This window comes from Bradyrhizobium sp. UNPA324, assembly GCF_006658635.1.
GTDB classification, from domain to species: Bacteria; Pseudomonadota; Alphaproteobacteria; order Rhizobiales; family Xanthobacteraceae; genus Bradyrhizobium; species Bradyrhizobium nanningense.
In genome coordinates this window covers 5,292,826-5,309,388 of record NZ_LFJD01000004.1, presented here as the reverse complement: position 1 = coordinate 5,309,388, position 16,563 = coordinate 5,292,826, and the positions used below count along the sequence as shown (strand labels likewise).

Annotated in this window: 17 protein-coding genes; 8 read left to right on the top strand and 9 right to left on the bottom strand. The window is 65.1% G+C overall.

The window, feature by feature from the left end; genetic code table 11:
- Positions 1–105 precede the first annotated feature (105 nt).
- The 3 genes from UNPA324_RS25500 to UNPA324_RS25490 all read left to right on the top strand — a co-directional run bounded on the left by UNPA324_RS25500 (position 106) and on the right by UNPA324_RS25490 (position 3,261).
- Positions 106–321, top strand: coding sequence for a hypothetical protein (locus UNPA324_RS25500; RefSeq protein ID WP_141936548.1), 216 nt, complete (start codon positions 106–108; stop codon positions 319–321).
- A gap of 190 nt (positions 322–511) precedes the next feature.
- Positions 512–1,651, top strand: coding sequence for an FAD-dependent monooxygenase (locus UNPA324_RS25495; protein ID WP_181769513.1), 1,140 nt, complete (start codon positions 512–514; stop codon positions 1,649–1,651).
- Complete coding sequence (locus UNPA324_RS25490) at positions 1,648–3,261, top strand: benzoate-CoA ligase family protein (RefSeq protein ID WP_141936546.1); 1,614 nt, start codon at positions 1,648–1,650, stop codon at positions 3,259–3,261. The genes UNPA324_RS25495 and UNPA324_RS25490 overlap by 4 nt, the downstream gene beginning before the upstream one ends.
- Positions 3,262–3,450: 189 nt before the next feature.
- Here the strand turns inward: UNPA324_RS25490 and UNPA324_RS25485 are convergent, their stop codons facing one another.
- Positions 3,451–3,963 (bottom strand): MarR family winged helix-turn-helix transcriptional regulator, encoded by a 513-nt coding sequence (locus UNPA324_RS25485; RefSeq protein ID WP_128917840.1) that lies wholly within the window; start codon positions 3,961–3,963, stop codon positions 3,451–3,453.
- Positions 3,953–4,585, bottom strand: coding sequence for a maleylacetoacetate isomerase (maiA, locus tag UNPA324_RS25480; protein WP_141936544.1), 633 nt, complete (start codon positions 4,583–4,585; stop codon positions 3,953–3,955). The genes UNPA324_RS25485 and maiA overlap by 11 nt, the downstream gene beginning before the upstream one ends.
- Before the next feature lie 201 nt (positions 4,586–4,786).
- Between maiA and gtdA the strand changes: the two genes are divergently transcribed.
- The gene (gtdA, locus tag UNPA324_RS25470; RefSeq protein WP_141936542.1) at positions 4,787–5,827 is read left to right on the top strand and encodes a gentisate 1,2-dioxygenase; all 1,041 of its coding nucleotides are present in this window, start codon (positions 4,787–4,789) and stop codon (positions 5,825–5,827) included.
- A gap of 195 nt (positions 5,828–6,022) precedes the next feature.
- Here gtdA and UNPA324_RS25465 read toward each other — a convergent pair whose 3' ends face one another.
- From UNPA324_RS25465 to UNPA324_RS25450, 4 genes are all read right to left on the bottom strand, one after another.
- Positions 6,023–6,847 carry an ABC transporter permease gene (locus tag UNPA324_RS25465; protein WP_181769512.1) on the bottom strand — a complete coding sequence of 275 codons (825 nt, stop codon included), beginning with the start codon at positions 6,845–6,847 and terminating at the stop codon, positions 6,023–6,025.
- Entirely contained in the window at positions 6,840–7,613 is a 774-nt protein-coding gene (locus tag UNPA324_RS25460) for an ABC transporter ATP-binding protein (protein ID WP_141936538.1), read from the bottom strand. Before UNPA324_RS25460 ends, UNPA324_RS25465 begins: the two co-directional genes overlap by 8 nt.
- 108 nt (positions 7,614–7,721) lie before the next feature.
- Positions 7,722–8,726 (bottom strand): ABC transporter substrate-binding protein, encoded by a 1,005-nt coding sequence (locus UNPA324_RS25455; protein WP_141936536.1) that lies wholly within the window; start codon positions 8,724–8,726, stop codon positions 7,722–7,724.
- A gap of 46 nt (positions 8,727–8,772) precedes the next feature.
- Positions 8,773–10,140 (bottom strand): FAD-dependent oxidoreductase, encoded by a 1,368-nt coding sequence (locus tag UNPA324_RS25450; protein WP_128917834.1) that lies wholly within the window; start codon positions 10,138–10,140, stop codon positions 8,773–8,775.
- A 111-nt stretch (positions 10,141–10,251) separates the two neighbouring features.
- On the opposite strand from UNPA324_RS25450, the gene UNPA324_RS25445 reads away from it, so the two are divergent.
- Positions 10,252–11,136, top strand: coding sequence for a LysR family transcriptional regulator (locus tag UNPA324_RS25445; protein ID WP_128917833.1), 885 nt, complete (start codon positions 10,252–10,254; stop codon positions 11,134–11,136).
- Positions 11,137–11,187: 51 nt separating this feature from the next.
- Positions 11,188–11,460, top strand: a complete 273-nt coding sequence (locus UNPA324_RS25440) for a hypothetical protein (protein WP_128917832.1) — start codon at positions 11,188–11,190, stop codon at positions 11,458–11,460.
- Positions 11,461–11,471: 11 nt separating this feature from the next.
- Here the strand turns inward: UNPA324_RS25440 and UNPA324_RS25435 are convergent, their stop codons facing one another.
- Positions 11,472–12,275: an enoyl-CoA hydratase-related protein gene (locus UNPA324_RS25435; protein ID WP_128917831.1), complete on the bottom strand. Its 804-nt coding sequence runs from the start codon at positions 12,273–12,275 to the stop codon at positions 11,472–11,474.
- 151 nt (positions 12,276–12,426) lie between these two features.
- Here UNPA324_RS25435 and UNPA324_RS25430 point away from each other — a divergent pair, with 151 nt between their 5' ends.
- Positions 12,427–13,401 (top strand): ketopantoate reductase family protein, encoded by a 975-nt coding sequence (locus UNPA324_RS25430; RefSeq protein WP_141936534.1) that lies wholly within the window; start codon positions 12,427–12,429, stop codon positions 13,399–13,401.
- A gap of 1 nt (position 13,402) precedes the next feature.
- On the opposite strand, the gene UNPA324_RS25425 is transcribed toward UNPA324_RS25430, so the two are convergent.
- Positions 13,403–14,080, bottom strand: a complete 678-nt coding sequence (locus tag UNPA324_RS25425) for an alpha/beta hydrolase family protein (protein ID WP_141936532.1) — start codon at positions 14,078–14,080, stop codon at positions 13,403–13,405.
- 127 nt (positions 14,081–14,207) lie between these two features.
- Between UNPA324_RS25425 and UNPA324_RS25420 the strand changes: the two genes are divergently transcribed.
- The gene (locus UNPA324_RS25420; RefSeq protein WP_128917828.1) at positions 14,208–15,353 is read left to right on the top strand and encodes an acyl-CoA dehydrogenase family protein; all 1,146 of its coding nucleotides are present in this window, start codon (positions 14,208–14,210) and stop codon (positions 15,351–15,353) included.
- 9 nt (positions 15,354–15,362) lie between these two features.
- Here UNPA324_RS25420 and UNPA324_RS25415 read toward each other — a convergent pair whose 3' ends face one another.
- On the bottom strand, positions 15,363–16,502 hold the full coding sequence (locus UNPA324_RS25415) for an amidohydrolase/deacetylase family metallohydrolase (protein ID WP_141936530.1): 1,140 nt from the start codon (positions 16,500–16,502) through the stop codon (positions 15,363–15,365).
- Positions 16,503–16,563: the final 61 nt, after the last annotated feature.

The window sequence follows — 16,563 nt, the reverse complement described above, 5'->3', positions numbered from 1 at the left end:
CGAGCATCGACAATTGGCGGCGTGTGAGCATGAATCTTCGCGCGCCTGCAGCGACAAACCTTTGCAGATCTCCAACTTCGATCACGACAAGACCGGGAGGACAACATGCGTTCATTGCTGCTCGTTGCTTCTGCGCTCCTCGCCTTCGGAGCGACCATGACCTTTGATGCCACCGACGCCAATGCGGTGGTATGCGCCCGCGGGGTCTATCGCGCCGGCTGCGCCGGGCCGAACGCCGCCGTCGTGGTCCGCAAGCCGGCACCCGTGGTCCGCTGCACCAGGGTGCTGGTGAACGGGGTCTATGTGAAGCGCTGCGTCTGATGCGCGAATAGCCAAGCCGGCTTGGTTTGGCTATGATTCGGAACTGACGGTTTCGGGCGCGCGCAAAACGTGTGTCCGACGATGAGTTTCGGTGCGCCCGCGTTGGCGGATAATTCTGCTGGCGCTGGACGCCGGAGCACATTAGTCTACCCCTAGATAGTAAGTATACTGTCAATTAGGGAGGCAGACGTTGCGGATCGCCGTGATTGGCGGGGGGCCCGGTGGGCTCTATTTCGCCTATCTCTGGAAGAAACGTCACCCCGAGGATCAGGTCGACCTGTTCGAGCAGAACCCGGCCGACGCGACCTGGGGCTTTGGCGTCGTGTTTTCCGATCAGGCGCTGGAATTCCTGCGCGCCGACGACCCCGAGACGGTCGACGCGATCGCGCCGCATATGGAGAGCTGGGAGAACATCACACTGAATCTCGGCGGCGACAGCGTCGCCATCGACGGGGTCGGCTTTTCCTCGATCGGGCGGCTCGAGCTGCTCCGGTTCCTGCAGCAGCGCGCGCTCGACGTCGGCGTCACACCGCGCTTCGACACGCAGATCCACGCCATCGACCAGCTCAATGGCCACGATTTGATCGTCGCCGCCGACGGCTTGAACTCGCTGGTGCGCCGCGCCTATGAGGGCGATTTCGGCACCTCGCTGTCCTACTCCTCCAACAAGTTCGTCTGGTACGGCACATCGAAGCGATTCGACACGCTGTCGCAGACCTTCGTCAAGACCGACCGCGGCGCCTTCAACGCCCATCATTACCGCTACTCGCCGGCCATGAGCACCTTCCTGGTCGAATGCGATCACGCGACCTGGCAGGCCTACGGCTTCGCCTACAAGGACGTCGAGCAGTCCAAGGGCATCTGCGAGGAGGTGTTCACCGACACGCTTGGCGGTCATTGCCTCGTCTCCAACAAGTCGGTCTGGCGCAACTTCCCCTGGGTCTGGAACGAGCATTGGTCGTTCAAGAACATGGTGCTGCTCGGCGATGCGCTACATTCGGCGCATTTCTCGATCGGCTCGGGCACGCGGCTTGCCATCGAGGACGCCATCGCGCTGGTCAAGGCGCTGGAATCGGATGCGCATCTTGCGACCGCCCTGCACCGCTACCAGGCCGCGCGCAAGCCGGTGGTGCAGAAGCTCGTCAATGCCGCGCGTACCTCGGCGTTCTGGTACGAGCACTTTGCCGAGCACATGAAGCTCGACCTGATGGACTTTGCCTACAGCTACATCACCCGCTCCGGCCGCATTGACGATGCGCGCCTGCGCGCGATGTCGCCGGCCTTCATGGCCCGCTACGAGGCCGCCAAGAACGGCGGAGACGGGGCATGAGCAACGAGATTCGCGACCAGGTGCCCACCGACAGCGACGGGGCGCGCGAGATCGGCTTTGCCGTTCCCGACATCTACAACGCGAGCCGCGTCCTGTTCGACAATTTCGGCAAAGGCCGTGGCGACAAGCTCGCTCTCTTGGGTCCCGCGGGCACGCGGACCTATGCCGAGCTCTGTGCGGATGCCTGCCGCTGGGGCAACGGTCTTGCTTCGCTCGGCCTCAAGCGCGGCGACCGCGTGCTGCTGTTCCTCGACGACACCCCGGCCTACCCGGCCGCGTTCTTCGGCGCGGTGCGCGCCGGCTTCGTGCCGCTCCTGATCAACACGCTGACGCCGCCGGAGCTCTTGCAATTCTATCTCGCCGATTCCGGGGCCGCCGTTGCGGTGGCGGAGTCTGAGTTCTGCTCGCGCTTCAATGCGGAGGCTTGCAGGGACACGAAGCTGCATACGCTGATCGTCGTCAATGGCACGGCGGACGATCACGCCGCGCCGAGGGGACTCGCGGCGGCAGACTGGCTGGCGCAATTCCCCACCCGGCTGGCGGAAGCGGATACGCATCGCAACGAGATGGCGTTCTGGATGTACTCCTCCGGCTCGACCGGCAGGCCCAAGGGCATCGTGCATCTCCAGCATGACATGGCCTATAGCGAGGCCGCCTTCGCGCAGAACATCCTGAAGCTGACGCCGGACGATATCTGCTTCTCCGTACCGAAGATCTTCTTCGCCTATGGCTTCGGCAACTCCGTCACCTTCCCGTTCTCGGCGGGAGCTGCAACGCTGCTGCTGCCGGGCCAGCCGAAACCCGCGGCGATCTTCGCAGCCATCGAGCAGTACAAGCCGACAGTCTTTTTCGGCCTGCCGACGCTCTATACATCTCTGACCAAGGCCGATGGCGCGGACAAGACCGACTTCTCGTCGTTGCGCATGGCGCTCTCGGCCGCCGAAGTGCTCTCGGCCGAGGTCTTCAACGGCTGGAAGACGCTCACCGGTCTCGAAATCGTCGAAGGCCTCGGCTCGACCGAGGTGCTGCACATCTATCTCTCCAACCGGCCCGAGCAGAAGAAGTTAGGTGCCGCAGGCTTACGCGTGCCCGGCTATGAGGTCGCGCTGCGCGACAAGGAGGGCCGTAACGTCGGCGACGACGAGGAAGGCATTTTGTGGGTGCGCGGCGATTCCAACACGCCGCTCTACTGGAACCGGCCGGACAAATCCGCCGAGACCATCCGCGAGGAGGGGTGGATCTACACCGGCGACCGCTTCGTGAGGGATGCGGACGGCTTCCATTTCTTCCGCGGCCGCGCCGACGATCTGATCAAGATCTCGGGCCAGTGGGTCTATCCGCTGGAGGTCGAGCTCTGCCTCGCCGACCACCCCGACATCCGCGAATGCGCAGTGTTCGCCGCCGAGCTGCCGGACCGCCGTATGACGCTGAAGGCGGTGGTGGTGATGAACAACCGCACCGTCGACCAGCGTGACGCGACGCGGCGATTGCAGGATTACGTCAAGGGCAAGCTCTTGCCGTATAAATATCCGCGCGAGGTGATCTTCATCGACGAGCTGCCGAAGACGGGCACCGGGAAGATCGACCGGCAGGCGTTGTTGCGGATGTAGCAACCGGCGCCGCCACACTCTCGCCGTCGTCCCTGCGAACGCAGGGACCCATAACCACAGGGAGGAGTTATCGCGCGCGAAGGGTAACTCCGAGTCTTCGCAAAACCTCTCCCTGTGGTTATGGGTCCCGGATCTGCGCTTCGCTTGTCCGGGACGACAGTTGGATGCGAGGCGCGAGCATCGCCACCCTCACCCCGCCTTGCCCAGATGCTCCAGCGCATCCTCGGCGCGCAGCGGTACGCGCGAGGCCTCGTTGTTGAGGTCGACGAGCTGCGACATCAGCCCCATCAGCGTCTTGCGATCGGCCGGCTTCAGCGGCTCCAGCATCCGTGCCTGGGCGCGCTCGACGGCGGGGATGATCTCGCGCAGGATCGCGGCGCCGGACTTGGTCAGATAGAGTAGCTTGATCCGCTTGTCCTCGGGCGCCGGCTTGCGCTCGACATAGTCCTTGGCCTGCAGCCGCTCGATCACGCTGCCGAGCGTGGAGCGGTCGAAGGCGATCACCGCCGACAGCCGCGTGGCGTCGATACCCGGATGGGTGTGGATCGCGATCAGCGCGGCATATTGCACCGGGGTGAGGTCGAACGCCTTGCACTCCTCCATGAAGATCGACACCGCGATCTGCTGCATGCGCCGGAACAGATAGCCCGGCGCGGCATAGACCGCGTCGATCGTGATCGGAGCAGGCGGCTTACTCGGCATCGGGCTGCTTCTCCGGTGCAGCGTCACTAAAGGCTGCAAGCGCCTTGGCCGCCGCTTCCGCCTTCAGCAGGCGCGGATAGGCGGAGACGTCGACGCCGAAGCGGCGCGCATTGGCGAGCTGCGGCACGAGACAGAGATCGGCGAGCGTCGGCGCATCGCCGAAGCAGAACGGCCCCTTCTCGTCCCTGATCAGTCTCTCGCAGGCCGACAGACCCTCGCGGTTGACCCAGGCGGCCCAGTCCTGGACCTTCTCTTCGGCCAGACCGAGCTCGCGCAGTCGCGCCAACACCTTCAGGTTCTGCACCGGATGGGTGTCGCAGGCAATCGCCAGCGCAAACGCCCGCACCTTGGCGCGCTGCAATGGATCCTTCGGCAGCAGCGGCGGATTGGGGTGCGTCTCGTCGAGCCATTCGATGATGGCCACCGATTGCGTCAACACCGCGCCCGCGTCGTTCTCCAGCGCCGGCACCAGGCCTTGCGGGTTGATGGCGAGATAAGCGGGCGCACATTGCTCGCCCTTGCGCAAATGATGCGGCAGATGCGCGGCCTTGAGGCCCTTCAGGTTCAGCGCAATCCGCACCCGATAGGCGGCGCTGGAGCGGAAATAACCATGCAGCTTCATCGAGACCTCCCTATTTCTTGTCATTCCGGGGCGATGCGCAGCATCGAACCCGGAATCTCGAGATTCTCAGGTGCGCAACTGCGCGCCGGAGTTCGGCTCTTCGAGCCACCCCGGAATGATTGCCTTGTACGCGTTTGGTCACATTGACGCTACCCAGATCGTCAGTATACTGTCAATCAACAAACGAACGGGAGCGCCGCCATGGAAGCCGTGACCAAGACGCCGGAACGCGAGGCGTTCTACAAGAAGATCGACGGCGAAAACCTCACCGCGCTGTGGACGGTGATGAGCGATTTGATCACGCCGGAGCCGAAGAGCGCCTGCCGGCCTCACCTCTGGAAATTCGACGTCATCCGCGACTACATGATGGAAGCCGGCAAGCTCATCACCGCTAAGGAGGCCGAGCGGCGCGTGCTGGTGCTGGAGAACCCCGGCCTGCGCGGCCAGTCCAAGATCACGACCTCGCTCTATGCCGGCGTGCAGATGGTGGTGCCCGGCGACGTCGCGCCGGCGCACCGCCACAGCCAGTCGGCCCTGCGTTTCGTGCTCGAAGGCAAGGGCGCCCACACTGCCGTCGACGGCGAACGCACCGCGATGGAGCCGGGCGATTTCATCATCACGCCGTCGATGACCTGGCACGATCATTCCAATGAGACCGACCAGCCGATGTTCTGGCTCGACGGCCTCGATATTCCGCTGGTGCAGTTCTTCGACTGCTCCTTCGCGGAAGGCTCCAAGGAGGACCAGCAGAAGATCACAAAGCCCGCCGGCGACAGCTTTGCGCGTTACGGCCACAACCTCTTGCCCGTCGATGTGAAGCGGAGCTCGAAGACCTCGCCGATCTTCAGCTACCCCTATGCCTACACTCGCGAAGCGCTGGAGAAAGCCAGGACGGGCCAGGAATGGGACGCCTGCCACGGCCTCAAGCTGAAATTCAGCAACCCCGAGACCGGCGATTTCGCGATGCCGACCATCGGCACCTTCATCCAGTTGCTGCCCAAGGGCTTCAAGACCGCGCGCTATCGCTCAACCGATGCGACGGTGTTCTGCCCGATCGAAGGCAAGGGCCGCAGCCGGATCGGCGATGCCGTGTTCGAATGGGGCCCGCGCGACCTGTTCGTGGTGCCGAGCTGGCACTGGGTCACGCACGAGGCGGATGAGGATGCCGTGCTGTTCAGCTTCTCGGACCGCCCGGTGCAGCAGAAGCTGGATTTGTTCAGGGAAGATCGCGGGAACGCGTGAAGGCTGAGGTTATTGGCCCCATAGCCGGTATCGTCCCGGACAAGCGAACGAAGTGAGCGCTGATCCGGGCCCCATAACCACAGGGAGCAGTGAAGGCGCGAAGCGGATAACTCCAGTCCCTCAATCACGCTTGCCTGTGGTGATGGGTTCCGGGTCTGCGCTTACGCTTGCCCGGGACGACAATTGTGATCGCCGCTACCGCCAGTGCAAAAACCGCATCTCCAGCCAGCCAATCACCTTGCCGACCGCGAGGCCGAACACCGACAGGATCACCACGCCGGCGAGCAGTTGATCGGTCTGCATCAGATTGCCGGCTTGGAGCACGAAGGCGCCGATGCCGTATTGGGCGCCGATCATCTCGGCGCTGACGACGAGGAGCAGCGCGACGGACGCGGTGATGCGGAAGCCGGCGAGAATCGCGGGCAGCGCGCCGGGCCAGATCACCTTGCGCACGATAGTGGCGAAGGGAACGTTAAAACTCTGCGCCATGCGGATGAGGTTGCGCGGCACCGCGTCGACGCCGCTATAGACCGAGATCGCGGTCGAGAAGAACACGCCGAGCGCAATGGTGGCGATCTTCGGCTCTTCGCCGATGCCGAGCCAGAGGATCAGGAGCGGCAGCAGCGCGATCTTCGGGATCGGGAACAGCGCCGAGATGAAGGTGATGCCGACGCTGCGCGCCAGCCGCGACAGGCCGATGGCAAAGCCGACAGCGACGCCGGCCGCGGTCCCGAGCATCCAGCCGACGCCGATGCGCAGCAGCGAGGCGGAGAGATGCTGCCAGAGCGCGCCGGAGACCGCGAGCTGGTAGATCGCGCGGGCGATCGCCGATGGAGCCGGCAGGAACAGCGGATTGACGAGGCCGGTGCTGCCGGCCACCTGCCAGAGCGCGATGACCAGCGCGAGCGCGATCCAGCCGCCGAAACGGCTCGACGCAGGCACGAAGCCGGCGCCGCGAAAGCGGACGCGCCGGGTCGCTTCGGTCTTTGCCGCCGTCTCAGTTGCCGCGCGGTCAAGCATGCTGGACCTCGCGCTCGGCATCGATCGCCTCGTTTCGGATCAGCGACCAGATCTGGTTCTGCAGCGCCAGCAGCTTTTCGCGCGCGGCGGTCTCGCCGCGTTCGGCGCGCGTCATGGGCACGGTCACGACCTCGCGGATGCGGCCCGGCCTGCGCGACAGCACCACGATGCGGTCCGCAAGCCGCGCCGCCTCTTCGAGATTGTGGGTGACATAGACTGCGCCCATGCCGCCATCGGCGAGCAGGCGGACGAAATCCTCCATGAGGAGCTCGCGGGTCTGCGAATCCAGCGCCGAGAGCGGTTCGTCCATCAGCAGAATCGCGGGCTTGACCGCGAGCGCGCGCGAAATGCCGACGCGCTGGCGCATGCCGCCGGAGAGCTGCTTGGGATAGGTCTTGCGGAAATCGGTCAGGGTCGTTCGGCGCAAGGCGTCCTCGACCAGCGCACGCCGCTGCGCGGCCGAGAGCTGGGTGTGCAGCAGCGGGAATTCGACGTTCTCCTCGACCGTCGCCCAGGGCAGCAACGCGAAATCCTGGAACACGAAGGTCAGCGGATTGAGGCTGTCCGCCGGCGGCGAGCCCCGCAATTCGGGCGCGCCGGAGGTCGGTTGCAACAGCCCGCCGAGGATCGACAGCAGCGTGCTCTTGCCGCAGCCCGAGGGACCCACGATCGCCACCACTTCGCCGGCGCTAACAGTGAAGGAGACGTCGTCGAGCACGGCGAGATCGCCGAAGCGATGGGTGATGTGGCTGGCGATCAGGTCCATGCTGTCCCGTCTATCCTGTTCTCCGTCGTTCCGGGATGATCCGAAGGATCAGACCCGGAACCTCGAGATTCCGGGTTCTCGCTTCGCGAGCCCCGGAATGACGAAGGGTTAGTCCGCCTTCACAAAATCCTTGGCGATGATCGCATCGGCATCAAAGCCCTTGTCGGCAAAGCCCTGCTCCTGCAGCCATTTGATCTGGTTGTCGACGTTCTTCACATCCAGCTTGCCGTCGGGATCGATATAGGCGCAATTGCCGACCACCTGCTCGACCGGCAAATTGGTGTACTTCGCGATGACCTCGAGCAAGGGCTTCGTCTTGTCGTTGATCGGCGCAACACCGTCCTTCATCGCCGCGAGAATGACGTCGTGATATTCGCGATCGGCCTTGGCGAGCGCGCCGAGCAGCTTCGTCACCAGCGCCTTGTTGGTCAGCGTCTTCGGCGAGGCGAACACGGCGCCGAGCTGCCACGGCGTCTCGTCGCCGACCCAGCCCAGGAATTTCGCGCCGCCTTCGTCCGTGAGCTTTCGCGCGGTCGAGATCGGCAGCAGCGCCGCATCGACGGTCTCGCCCTTGAGCGCGGCCGCTGCATTCGACAGCGATTGCAGCGGCACGATCTTCACGTCCGCGAGCTTGAAGCCGTATTTGTCGGCGAGCAGGCCGAGCGAATAGTGAAAGCTCGATCCGACCTGCGTCATTGCCACGCGCTTGCCGGCGAGGTCCTTCGGCGTCTTCAGACCGCTCGCATAAGCCTTGTTGCTGGCGAAATAGCCGATCAGGGGATAGCCCGCCTTCTCACGGCTCATGCCGCCGATCACCTTCAGCGTGCCCTTACCGGCGAGATTGTAGAGACCCGCAGTGAAGGCGGTGATGCCGAAATCGACGTCGCCCGACGTGGTCGCGACCGCGATCGGCTGGGCAGCGTCGAAGAATTTCAGCTCGACCTCGAGGCCGGCCTCGCGGAAATAGCCCTTGTCCTGCGCGATGAAGACCGGCGCGGAGGAGGACAGGCGGAGCACGCCGATCCTGGCCTTCAGCGCATCCTCGGCCCGCGCCGTGCCCATCGCCGTGATCGCCAGAAGGCCCGCAAGCGCGAGCCGCATTGTCCCGATCATCCCGTTTCCTCCGCCGTCGTTCTCTTCGTCGTTCTCGTGCAGCCCCTCACAATCCTTCCGGCACCATTTGGTCCCGGCCGATGAAGGCGCCCTGTTGTTTCAACGTTTCCTGCAACTTTTCAATGGGGATTTCGCGTGGAATCCGGTTTCCGGAGAGCGCCAGCGCGGCGGCGGAACCGGCCGCCTCGCCCATCACGAAACAGGCGCCGGAGACCCGGGCCGCAGACTGACCCTCATGGGTCATGGAGGCGCAGCGGCCGGCGACGAGCAGGTTGTCGACGCCTTCGGGCACCAGCATCCGGTAAGGCAGCTCATTATAGCCACGCGATTCCGGAATCGGCGGGAAGGTGAAGACGACATCGCCGGGAACGTGCGCCTCGATCGGCCAGCCATTGACGCCGATGGAATCCTCGAACGAGGCACAGCCGAGCACGTCCTCGCCGCTGAGCTGGTAGCCGCCCTTGATGCGGCGGGTCTCGCGGATGCCGAGCTGCGGCGGCAGGTCCACGATGTAGGACTTCTCGAAGCCCGGCACGGTGCTACGCAGGAATTCGTACGCCGCGAGCGCCTGCTTGCGGCCCTCGATCTCGCCGCGGGTGAGATCGTCGGGCTCGACGCCGTTGATGGCATGGCCGTCCTCGCGCGCCACTTGCGTGAAATTCACCCGCCATTCGATGCCGGACTTTTGCGGCCGCACGATCGCGCTCTTGCGCGGGAATGTGTGGGTGCCGGCGGCGATGGCTTCCTCCATCAATTGCGGAATGGTGCGCCAGGCTTCGCCCGCCTTCTCCGGATCGATGCCGTTGAGGCGCAGCATCATGGAGGGATACAGCGGATGGCCGTGCGCGTCGCCGACCTCGAACGGCGCGCCGGCCCACACGGCGAGATCGCCGTCGCCGGAGCAGTCGATGAAGATCTCCGCGCGCACCGCCTGCCGGCCGGCCTTGGTCTCGACCATCAGCGCGTCGATCCGGCGCTTGTCGCCCATCACCACGCCAGCGCCGAGCGCATGGAAGAGGATGTGCACCTTGTGGCTGGCCAGCAACTCGTCGGCCGCGATCTTGTAGGCCGCGGTGTCGTAGGCCTGGGCGAAGACCTTGCCGAGGATCAGATGCGGCCTGTTGAGGCCGCCCAAATGATCGATCCGCCCCAGCAGCTCGGACGCCATGCCGTGCACCAGGCGGCGGTGCTCGCCGTGGACATTGCCGTGCAGGCCGCAAAAATTAGTAACGCCGGCCGCCGTGCCCATGCCGCCGAGGAAGCCGTAGCGCTCGATCAGAAGCGTCTTCCGCCCGGCGCGCGCGCTCGAGGCCGCCGCGACGATGCCGGCGGGGCCGCCGCCGAGCACGACGACTTCGTATTCGCCATAGAACGGCACCTGGCGTGCCGGTTCTTCGATCGTCATGGCCCGCATGGCGCGTCCCTTCCCAAATTCCTTTGCTTGGGAGCGACTATGAATTAACGCGCAGCGAGCTACAATCCACCAAAATACGCGATCAGCTTTCGCGAATCGAGAAAGGCCGACATGGACATCCTGGTCAATCTTCAGGCCTTTCTTGCCACTGCGGACGCGGCCGGCTTTTCCGCTGCCGCGCGAAAGCTCGGCGTCTCGACCTCGGTGGTCGCAAAACGCGTCACGCAGCTGGAGGCGCGGATCGGCACACCGCTGTTTCACCGCTCGACCCGGCAGCTGCGGCTGACCGAAGCCGGGCAACGCTACGTGCATCGCGCGCGCGGCGTCGTTACTGACGCGACCGATCTGCTCTCGCGCATGGGCGAGAAAGGCCACGATCTTGTCGATCACCTGCGCATCAAGGCGCCGACCTCGCTGACGGTGGCGCGGCTCGCCGACGCCTTCAGCGCGTTCCAGACCCAAAACCCCAAGCTCAAGCTCGATATCGTGCTGATCGATCGCCCGGTCGATCCCGTCACCGAAGGCTTTGACATCGCCATCGGCGCCTTCCCGCATTCGTTCGGGGGCGTGGTCGATGAGCCGCTGTGCGCACTGAAGCGGCTGCTCTGCGCCTCTCCCGCCTATTTGAAGAAGCACGGCGCACCAAAGCATCCGCGCGATCTGGTCGAGCATCGCTGCCTCAGCTTTCTGCCGACCGGCCCGGAATGGGTCTTCGACGGACCGCGCGGCCGCATCAGCATCCAGGTCAGCCCGCTGCTCTCCTCCAACGAGGGCCATGTGCTGGCGCGCAGCGCCATCGCCGGCAACGGCATCGCGTTGCTCTCGCATTACCTCGTCGCCGATGCCCTGCGCGACGGGACGCTGAAGCCGGTGCTGCGCGACTTTCCGATTCCGGAATTGTGGGTGAAGGCCGCGATCCCCGAACGGCGGCGCAATGCGGCCGCGGTGCAGGCACTGTTGACACTGCTGAAAACGTCACTGGCGCGGTCGTTATAGACCGCAAGTTTGCGGTTGCCCGCGATCAATGGACCTGAGAGAGGGGCCGCCATGGATTCGATTGTCGTGAAACTCGCCCTGCCTGCCTTGCTCGCCCTCGCGATCTCCGCCACTCCCGCCGCAGCCGTGGAGCAGAACTGCCGCTTCATTCAGGCCAAACCCGATCGCGAAGCCTGCTACAAGCGGCAGGAGGACGAGCTCGCGGCCAAGCGCAAGCCTGCAGCGGCGGCCGACGAGAGCAAGAGGCTCGACACACTTCGGCAGCTGCGGCAGGACGACGACGCGGTCTATCGCAGCATCAACAACATCTGCCGCGGCTGCTGAGCGGCCGATGCTCAGCTTTTCCCACCGCCCCACCTGCCCGCCCGCTTCTCGGCGAACGACGCCAGCCCCTCCGCCGCCTCGGCGCTCTGCCGCTTGAGCGAGTGCAGCTGCACGAGCCGCGTGTAGGCGGCATCGTCCACCGCCATGCCGCCGAACGAGCTCTCCAGCGCGAGCTTCTTGGTCTCCGCCATCGCCTCCGGCCCGTTGGCGAGCAGCTGCTCGACCACCTTGGCTCCTGCGGCTTCGAGCTCGGCGAGCGGCACCACCTCGTGGACGAGGCCAATGCGGCGGGCGTCCTCGGCGCCAAAACGTTCGCCGGTCAGCGCGTAGCGGCGGACCTGCCGGACGCCGATGGCATCGCAAAGCTGCGGGATGATGATCGCCGCGGTCAGGCCCCAGCGCACCTCGGTGATCGAGAACAGGGCATTGTCCGCGGCGATCACGACGTCGCAGGCCGCGATCACGCCGGTGCCGCCGCCGAAGCAGCCGCCCTGCACCAGAGCGACCGTCGGGATCGGCAGTGTGTTGAGCCGCTGCACGGCCTCGAACGTCGCGCGCGAGGCCGTCTCGTTGGCCTCTGCCGATTGCGGCCGCACGCCGTTGATCCATTTCAGATCGGCGCCGGCCTGAAAGTGCTTGCCGTTGCCCCTGAGCACGACGACCCGCAAGGCCGGCTTCTTGGCCAGATCGTCCATGGCCGCGAGTACACCCGCGATCAACGCGCCGTCATAGGCATTGTTGACCTCCGGCCGGTTCAACGTGACGGTCGCAACCCCACGCTCATCAAGGCTCCACAGGACAGGGCTGGCAGTCATCGGCGATCCTCCGGTCATTTGCTTGGCGTGCACTATGACCGAGACGACGTATTCCGATCCATATCTTTCCAGCGTGGGGCGGTCGCGCCCATCGCATGGCGGCTTGTGTCATGCTGTCGCCTGACGGCACGTAGGACAGGACGGAATCATCATGCGCATCTGCATTTTCGGCGCGGGCGCCGTCGGCAGCCACATCGCGGTACGGCTGGCGCGGGCCGGCCATGACGTATCATGCGTGATGCGGGGCGCGCATCTGGAGGCCGCGCGCGCCGGCGGCCTCAAGCTGCGGGTCGGCGATTCCGAGGTCAGCGCCAAGGTGAACGCGTCGGGCGATCCGGCCCAGCTCGGGCCGCAGGACGTCGTGATCTCCACGCTGAAGGCGACGGCGCTGCCGGGGCTGGTGTCCAGCATCAAGCCGCTGCTGCAGGACGATACCGCCATCGTGTTCGCGCAGAACGGCATTCCCTGGTGGTACGGGATCGGCCTGCCGCCGCGGCATCCGACACCGCCGGATATATCCTTCCTCGACCCCGGCGGGCGCCTGCGCGCCTGCATTCCGAAGGAACGGATCATCGGCGGTGTCGTCTTCTCCTCCAACGAGGTGACCGCGCCCGGCGTGGTGCACAACCTCACCCCGGACCGCAACCGCCTGCTGATCGGCGAATGCGACGACCGCAATTGCGAGCGGATCATCAAGCTTCGCGGCGTCTTCAACGACGCGCGATTGGAATCGCCGCCTGTTGCCGATATCCGCGAGGCGATCTGGTCAAAGCTGCTGACCAACATGTCGCTGTCGGTGCTGTGCCTGCTCACCGGCCAGACCGCGCGCGGCGTGCGCGACGACCCCGCCTTCGCCGAGGTCATTCCGCGCATGCTGAACGAGGCCAACGACATCGCCCAGCATTTCATTCCCGAGGTCAAGCGCGTGACGCGCAGCGGCCCTGCTCCCAACCACAAACCCTCGCTGCTGCAGGACTACGAGCTCGGCCGCGCCATGGAGATCGACGTCCTGGTCAGGGCGCCCGCCGCCTTCGCGCGCACCGCCGGCCTGTCGACGCCCACGCTCGACCTGATCGCCGCGCTCGCGATCCAGAAGGCGCGTGACAAGGGACTTTATTCGGCGTGAGTCAGAAGAGCTGGTCGATCCAGGCCGCGAGCGTGTCGAGCACCTCCGAAAGCGCCTCGTCGTTGGTCCGGCCGGACTTCTTCAGCACCGCGAAGGAGTGATCGCCGCCTTCGACTTCATGCAGCGTTGCCTTCGCTCCGAGCGACGCAATGACGGGCTTCAGATAGCCGAGATCGGCAAGCCCATCGCGCGTGCCTTGCAGGAACAGCATGGGGATCGCGATGCCGGCGAGATGCTCGGCGCGCTCGGACGACGGTTTCTTGGCGGCATGCAGGGGGAAGCCGAGGAAGGCGAGCCCCCTCACATCAGGCAGTGGCGCCTTCGACTGCGCCTGCGAGGTCATGCGTCCGCCGAACGATTTTCCGCCGGCGACGAGCTTGAGACCGGGGCATAGCTTCGCCGCCTCCGCGACCGCCGCGCGGATCGCGGCGTGCGCAACAGCCGGCTGGTCGGGACGACCCTTCTTCTGTTCCATGTAGGGAAAATTGAACCGCAACGTCGCCATGCCGCGCGCCGCGAGACCTTCCGCGACCTTCTCCATGAACGCATGCCGCATGTCGGCGCCGGCCCCATGCGCCAGTACATAGCAGGCTCGCGCCTTGTCCGGCTGCGTCAGGATGGCCGAGACTGCGCCAATGCGCTCGATGTCGAGCTTGAGTTCTGTTGTTTTGACAGCCACAATCAACCATCCCAAACAAACGCATGTCCGGTTGCCTTGGTAGCGTCACCGGCGCAGCCTGAAAACACAATAATTGCCGCGGCCCGCTGGCCTACCAAGCCGGAAGGCCGCACCAACCGAGGTAATCATGTCCTATCGCTCCTCCTGGATGACCGAAGAGCTCGACGTCTTCCGCGACCAGTTCCGGAAATATCTTGCCAAGGACCTGGCGCCGCATGCCGAGAAATGGCGCGAGCAGAAGATGGTCGACCGCTTCGCCTGGCGCGGCCTCGGCGAGATGGGCGCACTGCTGGCCAGCGTGCCGGAAGAATATGGCGGCTTAGGTGCCACCTTCGCCTATGACGCGGCGGTGCTGGACGACCTCGAAAGCACCGTGCCGGAGCTGACCACCGGCGTCTCCGTACACAGCGCCATCGTCGCGCATTACATCCTCAATTACGGCTCGGAGCAGCAGAAGAAGCGCTGGCTGCCGAAGATGGCCTCCGGCGAGATGGTCGGCGCCATCGCCATGACCGAGCCCGGCACCGGCTCGGATCTGCAAGCCGTGAAGACCACCGCGAAGAAGCAGGGCAATTCCTACGTCATCAACGGCCAGAAGACCTTCATCACCAACGGCCAGGCCGCCGATCTCGTCATCGTGGTTGCACGGACCGGCGAAGCCGGTGCCAAGGGCATCTCGCTGATCGTGGTCGAGACCGCAGGCGCGGACGGCTACAAGCGCGGGCGCAACCTCGACAAGATCGGCCTGCACGCCTCCGACACGTCAGAGCTGTTCTTCGACAACGTGACGGTGCCGCCGGAAAACCTGCTCGGCAAGGAGGAAGGCCAGGGCTTTGTGCAGCTGATGCAGCAATTGCCGCAGGAGCGTCTCGCGCTCGCGGTTGGCGCCGTCGCCGCGATGGAACGCGCGATCAAACTCACCACTGACTACACCAGGGAGCGCAAGGCCTTCGGCAAGCCGCTGATGGATTTCCAGAACACCGCCTTCAAACTGGCCGAACGCAAGACCGAGGCGATGATCGCCCGCGTCTTCGTCGACTGGTGCATCGAGCGCCTTGTCGCCGGGGATCTCGACACGGTCACGGCGTCGATGGCGAAATATTGGTGCTCGGAGAAGCAGGTCGAGACCGCCGACGAATGCCTCCAGCTGTTCGGCGGCTACGGCTACATGCAGGAATACCCGATCTCGCGCATCTTCATCGATTCCCGCATCCAGAAGATCTACGGCGGCACCAACGAGATCATGAAGCTGTTGATCGCGAGGTCGCTGTAGGGCCGCCGCTCAATTCGGATGCCACCAGCGGCCGCCGATAACGACGCCTTCAGACACGATCTTGCGGTCGCCCATCAGATGCTCGCCGACCACGTCCTCGTAGTCGAACTGGCCTCGGCTCACCGAGATCAGCGTGGCGTCGCCGACGCTGCCGGGCTTGAGGCTGCCGAGCTCGGGGCGTCGCAGCGCCATCGCTGCATTCACCGTCGAGGCCGCGATCACATCGGACAGCTCCATACCCATGCACAGGAATTTCGACAGCGTCGTGACCTGGTCGAAGGCCGGGCCGTCGATGCAGAGCTGATGGATGTCGGACGAGATGGTGTCCGGATAGAAACCGTTGGCGAGCATCGCGCGCGCGGTCTTGAAGGCGAACGAGCCCTTGCCATGGCCGATGTCGAACAGCACGCCGCGCTCGCGTGCATCCAGCACCGCCTCCTTCACGGTGCCTTGCGCGGTCGCCGGCGTGTTCGGGAACGGGCGGAACGCATGGGTCAGCACGTCGCCGGGACGCAGACGGGCCAGCACCTCCTCATAGCTCGGCGGCGGATGGTCGATATGCGCCATCAGGGGCATGCCGACCTCGTCGGCAACCTGCAGCGCGATGTCGAGCGGCACCGTCCCTGATGTGCCCGAAGAATGCAGTCCGACGCGTACCTTGATGCCGACGATGAGGTCGCGGTTGGCATCGGCCACCGCCGCGGCCTCGATCGGATTCATCAACCGCAACTCCTCGCTCTCGCCGACCATGATCCGGTGCGAGAAGCCGAAGATGCCGGCATGCGAGACGTGCAAGTACGCGAGGATGCGGACCTGGCTCGGCTCGATCACGTGCTTGCGGAAGCCGGCGAAATTGCCCGGCCCTGCGCTGCCGGTGTCGACCGCCGTGGTGACGCCGGAGAGCCGGCAGAACTCCTCGGCATCGATGCCGAGCGAGGTGCCGCCCCAATAGACATGGGTGTGCAGATCGATCAGTCCCGGCGTCACGATGAGCTGCGAGACGTCGCGCACCTCGGTGCCCGGATCCGCCTTGAGCGCGCTGCCGACCGCCGCCACCTTGCCGCCGGCAAAGGCGACATCCGTCACGGCATCGAGCTTCTGCGACGGGTCGATCACACGGCCCCCGCGCAGGATCAAATCAAAAGGCATGATGGTCTCCGGATGTGGCGGCCAAATGCAGGCTGAGTCAGTCGGCCAGACAGGGAGGTAT

What these genes read in the sequence shown, in the direction of transcription:
- UNPA324_RS25500 (WP_141936548.1), top strand. Translation starts at nt 106, where the DNA reads ATGCGTTCATTGCTGCTCGTTGCTTCTGCGCTCCTCGCCTTCGGAGCG.
- UNPA324_RS25490 (WP_141936546.1), top strand. Translation starts at nt 1,648, where the DNA reads ATGAGCAACGAGATTCGCGACCAGGTGCCCACCGACAGCGACGGGGCG.
- UNPA324_RS25485 (WP_128917840.1), bottom strand. Translation starts at nt 3,963, where the DNA reads ATGCCGAGTAAGCCGCCTGCTCCGATCACGATCGACGCGGTCTATGCC.
- maiA (WP_141936544.1), bottom strand. Translation starts at nt 4,585, where the DNA reads ATGAAGCTGCATGGTTATTTCCGCTCCAGCGCCGCCTATCGGGTGCGG.
- gtdA (WP_141936542.1), top strand. Translation starts at nt 4,787, where the DNA reads ATGGAAGCCGTGACCAAGACGCCGGAACGCGAGGCGTTCTACAAGAAG.
- UNPA324_RS25465 (WP_181769512.1), bottom strand. Translation starts at nt 6,847, where the DNA reads ATGCTTGACCGCGCGGCAACTGAGACGGCGGCAAAGACCGAAGCGACC.
- UNPA324_RS25460 (WP_141936538.1), bottom strand. Translation starts at nt 7,613, where the DNA reads ATGGACCTGATCGCCAGCCACATCACCCATCGCTTCGGCGATCTCGCC.
- UNPA324_RS25455 (WP_141936536.1), bottom strand. Translation starts at nt 8,726, where the DNA reads ATGATCGGGACAATGCGGCTCGCGCTTGCGGGCCTTCTGGCGATCACG.
- UNPA324_RS25450 (WP_128917834.1), bottom strand. Translation starts at nt 10,140, where the DNA reads ATGCGGGCCATGACGATCGAAGAACCGGCACGCCAGGTGCCGTTCTAT.
- UNPA324_RS25445 (WP_128917833.1), top strand. Translation starts at nt 10,252, where the DNA reads ATGGACATCCTGGTCAATCTTCAGGCCTTTCTTGCCACTGCGGACGCG.
- UNPA324_RS25440 (WP_128917832.1), top strand. Translation starts at nt 11,188, where the DNA reads ATGGATTCGATTGTCGTGAAACTCGCCCTGCCTGCCTTGCTCGCCCTC.
- UNPA324_RS25435 (WP_128917831.1), bottom strand. Translation starts at nt 12,275, where the DNA reads ATGACTGCCAGCCCTGTCCTGTGGAGCCTTGATGAGCGTGGGGTTGCG.
- UNPA324_RS25430 (WP_141936534.1), top strand. Translation starts at nt 12,427, where the DNA reads ATGCGCATCTGCATTTTCGGCGCGGGCGCCGTCGGCAGCCACATCGCG.
- UNPA324_RS25420 (WP_128917828.1), top strand. Translation starts at nt 14,208, where the DNA reads ATGTCCTATCGCTCCTCCTGGATGACCGAAGAGCTCGACGTCTTCCGC.
- UNPA324_RS25415 (WP_141936530.1), bottom strand. Translation starts at nt 16,502, where the DNA reads ATGCCTTTTGATTTGATCCTGCGCGGGGGCCGTGTGATCGACCCGTCG.